Annotated in this window: 2 protein-coding genes and 1 pseudogene; all 3 read left to right on the top strand. The window is 64.9% G+C overall.

What is annotated here, in order from left to right; genetic code table 11:
- The first annotated feature begins 232 nt into the window (after positions 1-232).
- The gene (sciP, locus tag H8A92_RS39995) at positions 233-508 is read left to right on the top strand and encodes a CtrA inhibitor SciP (protein WP_002714638.1); all 276 of its coding nucleotides are present in this window, start codon (positions 233-235) and stop codon (positions 506-508) included.
- 229 nt (positions 509-737) lie between these two features.
- Positions 738-2,365: pseudogene (fliF, locus tag H8A92_RS39990) on the top strand (flagellar basal-body MS-ring/collar protein FliF).
- A gap of 1 nt (position 2,366) precedes the next feature.
- The gene (gene fliG, locus H8A92_RS39985) at positions 2,367-3,452 is read left to right on the top strand and encodes a flagellar motor switch protein FliG (protein ID WP_021077001.1); all 1,086 of its coding nucleotides are present in this window, start codon (positions 2,367-2,369) and stop codon (positions 3,450-3,452) included.
- The last annotated feature ends 48 nt before the right edge of the window (positions 3,453-3,500 follow it).

Below are 3,500 nucleotides of genomic sequence, written 5' to 3'. Positions count from 1 at the left end.
CGGGCGGTTGGGTTCCCTCCCCCCTTGCGGGGGAGGGTTAGGGAGAGGGGTGCCGCTTGCTCCACTGCCTGATGAAAGCGGTGTCCGGCAGCCAACCCGGCCCCTCGCCGGCCCGCTGTTCCCGGCCGTTCCAACGAGATTCGTATTGAACGCTTGGGCTTAGGCAAATTTTAAACCGGTGGGCGTAGGTTACCACTCGCGAGTTCAGTGGTTGAGAGTTTGTGAGTACGCCATGACAGAACCCCATCGCCCGAGGGTGAAATACGTCATCGGGCCTGACGGCAGCCCGTTAACGATTGCGGATTTGCCGGCCCCCGGTACCAAACGGTGGGTCATCCGCCGCAAGGCCGAAGTTGTCGCTGCGGTTCGCGGCGGCCTGCTCTCCCTCGAGGAGGCCTGCAGCCGCTACACGTTGACCGTCGATGAATTCCTTTCCTGGCAGTTCTCGATCGACCAGCATGGTCTGGCCGGACTGCGCACCACACGTATCCAGCAGTACCGGCAGTAAGTTTCGCCTCTTGTTGAAGCATGATCTTACCGGAAAACCGGTACCCACTTTTCCGGATCATGCTCTAAAAGGTGCATTTGAAGAAAACCGGCCTCGCTTTGCGAAGCCGGTTTTTTTCATGTCCGCGTTTTTGCCGCGGTTCTTAACCTTCGTTAACCATATGGAAACCATACCCTAGGCAATATTTGCCCAGTCGGACCCGCGTGGGCCGAATCCCTGGGGGCCGTTGGTGCAAAGTCTGGTTGCTTTCCTGAGAGGTCTTGGTGCGGCCCGCCTTGCGGCCATGGTTGCGGTCACCGCAGCCCTGATCGGTTTCTTCGCCTTCGTCATCATGCGCGTCACCACGCCGCAGATGACCACCCTCTTCACCGACCTGTCGACCGAGGATTCCTCAGCCATTATCAAGGAGCTGGAGCGCCAGGCGATCCCGTTCGAGCTGCGCAGCGACGGCGCCGCGATCATGGTGCCGAAGGACAAGGTGACGCGGCTTCGGATGAAGCTCGCCGAGGGCGGCATGCCCAAGGGCGGCGGCGTCGGCTACGAGATCTTCGACAAATCGGACGCCTTGGGCACCACGAGCTTCGTCCAGAACATCAATCATCTGCGGGCGCTGGAGGGCGAGCTCGCCCGTACCATCCGCGCCATCGACCGCGTCCAGGCCGCGCGCGTCCACCTCGTGCTGCCGGAAAAGCCGCTGTTCTCGCGCGAGACGCCGGAGCCGTCGGCCTCGATCGTGCTCAGGGTGCGCGGCACGCTGGAGGCGCAGCAGATCCGGGCGATCCGCCACGTCGTCGCCTCCGCGGTCAACGGGCTGAAGCCGCAGCGGGTCTCGATCGTCGACGAGGCGGGCCAGCTGCTCGCCGACGGCGCCCAGTCCGACGCCGATGCCGCGGTCGGCGACGAGCGCCGCGCCGCCTTCGAGAAGCGGATGCGCAAGCAGGTCGAGGACATCGTCTCCTCGGTGGTCGGCGCCGGCCGCGCCCGCGTCCAGCTCTCCGCCGACTTCGACTACAACAAGATCACCCAGACCTCGGACAAGTTCGACCCCGAGGGCCGGGTGCTGCGCTCGACCCAGACCCGCGAGGAATCCAGCCTCACCGCCGACAATTCCGGCCAGGTCACCGTCAACAACGAGCTGCCGGGCAACCAGAACCAGGACAACGCCGCCCGCGCCCGCGACCAGAGCAAGAAGAGCGAGGAAACCAACAATTACGAGATTTCCCGCACCACCAAGACCGAGGTGACCGAGGCCGGCCGGGTCAACCGCATCTCGGTCGCGGTGCTGGTCGACGGCGCCTATTCCAAGAACGAAAAAGGCGAGATGGTCTACCAGGACCGCACCAAGGAGCAGCTCGACCGCATCGCCGCCTTGGTCCGCTCCGCGATCGGGTTCGACCAGAAGCGCGGCGACCAGGTCGAGGTCGTCAACCTCCGCTTCGCCGAACCGCCGACCGCACAGCCCATCACCGAGCCCACCGGCCTGCTCGGCATGCTGCAATTCACCAAGGATGACGTGATGTACGTCATCGAGCTCGGCGTCATGATGATGCTCGGCCTGGTCGTGCTGTTCATGGTGGTCCGCCCGCTGGTCAAGCGCATCGTTGCGGCCGACGTCATCCCGTCGCTGGCAGGCAGCGGCCTGCCGGCACTCGCCGAAGCCCATGCCGAGAGCGCCGGCACGCCCGGCCAGGCGCTGATCCCGAGCGGCAACGGCGCGGCGCAATTGATCGACGTCGCCCAGATCCAGGGCCAGGTCCACGCCCAGGCCGTGCACCGGGTCGCGAGCTCGCCGAGCGCAATCCGAACGAAACCGTCTCCATCGTCCGTCAATGGCTGAGCGAGCCGGTAGAGAACTGACATGGCCGCCGTACCCCAGACCACCAACGCCAACGACATCGCCACCGTCCTCTCGACGCTGGCGAACCGGCAAAGCGCCCGGCCCAAGGGCAAGCCGCTGCCGGGCCCAAAGCGCGCCGCGATCCTGATGCTCGCACTCGGCGAGCAATATGGCGGCAAGATCTGGTCGATGCTCGACGACGAGGAGGTCCGCGAGCTGTCGGTCCATATGTCGACGCTCGGTACCGTCGAGGCCGACGTGGTCGAGGACCTGATGCTGGAATTCGTCTCGCGGATGTCGGCGTCCGGCGCACTGATGGGCAATTTCGACGCCACCGAACGGCTGCTGCAGCAATATTTGCCGGCCGAGCGCGTCACCGGCATCATGGACGAGATCCGCGGCCCCGCCGGCCGCAACATGTGGGAGAAGCTCTCCAACGTGCAGGAAGAAGTGCTCGCCAACTACCTCAAGAACGAGTACCCGCAGACCATCGCCGTGGTGCTGTCGAAACTGAAGCCGGAGCACGCCGCGCGGGTGCTCGCGATCCTGCCCGAGGACATTGCGCTCGACGTGGTCGGCCGCATGCTGCGGATGGAGGCGGTGCAGAAGGAAGTCATCGAGCGCGTCGAGCAGACGCTGCGCACCGAGTTCATGTCGAACCTGTCGCAGACCCGCCGCCGCGACGCCCATGAGGTGATGGCCGAGATCTTCAACAATTTCGACCGCCAGACCGAGACCCGCTTCATCACCTCGCTGGAAGAGGAAAATCGCGAATCCGCCGAGCGGATCAAGGCGCTGATGTTCACCTTCGACGACCTGATCAAGCTCGATTCCGCCTCGGCCCAGACCCTGATGCGCAACATCGACAAGGACAAGCTCGGCGTCGCGCTGAAGAGCGCCAATGAGGAGGTGCGCAGCTTCTTCCTCGGCAACATGTCGTCGCGCGCCGGCAAGATGCTGATGGACGACATGGCCGCGATGGGCCCGGTCAGGCTGCGCGACGTCGACGAGGCGCAGGCGCTGCTGGTCAACCTCGCCAAGGACCTCGCCGCGCGCGGCGAGATCACCCTGACCAAGAACCGCGCCGACGACGAGCTGGTGTACTGATGGCCGCGCCCGCCAAATTCCTGTTCGACACGGACTTCTCGGCCCCCG

The sequence above is a fragment of the Bradyrhizobium acaciae genome (assembly GCF_020889785.1).
Lineage (GTDB): Bacteria > Pseudomonadota > Alphaproteobacteria > Rhizobiales > Xanthobacteraceae > Bradyrhizobium > Bradyrhizobium acaciae.
Note: the sequence above shows the minus strand (reverse complement) of the source record. Positions and strands in the feature narration are given on the sequence as shown.

What these genes read in the sequence shown, in the direction of transcription:
- fliG (WP_021077001.1), top strand. Translation starts at nt 2,367, where the DNA reads ATGGCCGCCGTACCCCAGACCACCAACGCCAACGACATCGCCACCGTC.
- sciP (WP_002714638.1), top strand. Translation starts at nt 233, where the DNA reads ATGACAGAACCCCATCGCCCGAGGGTGAAATACGTCATCGGGCCTGAC.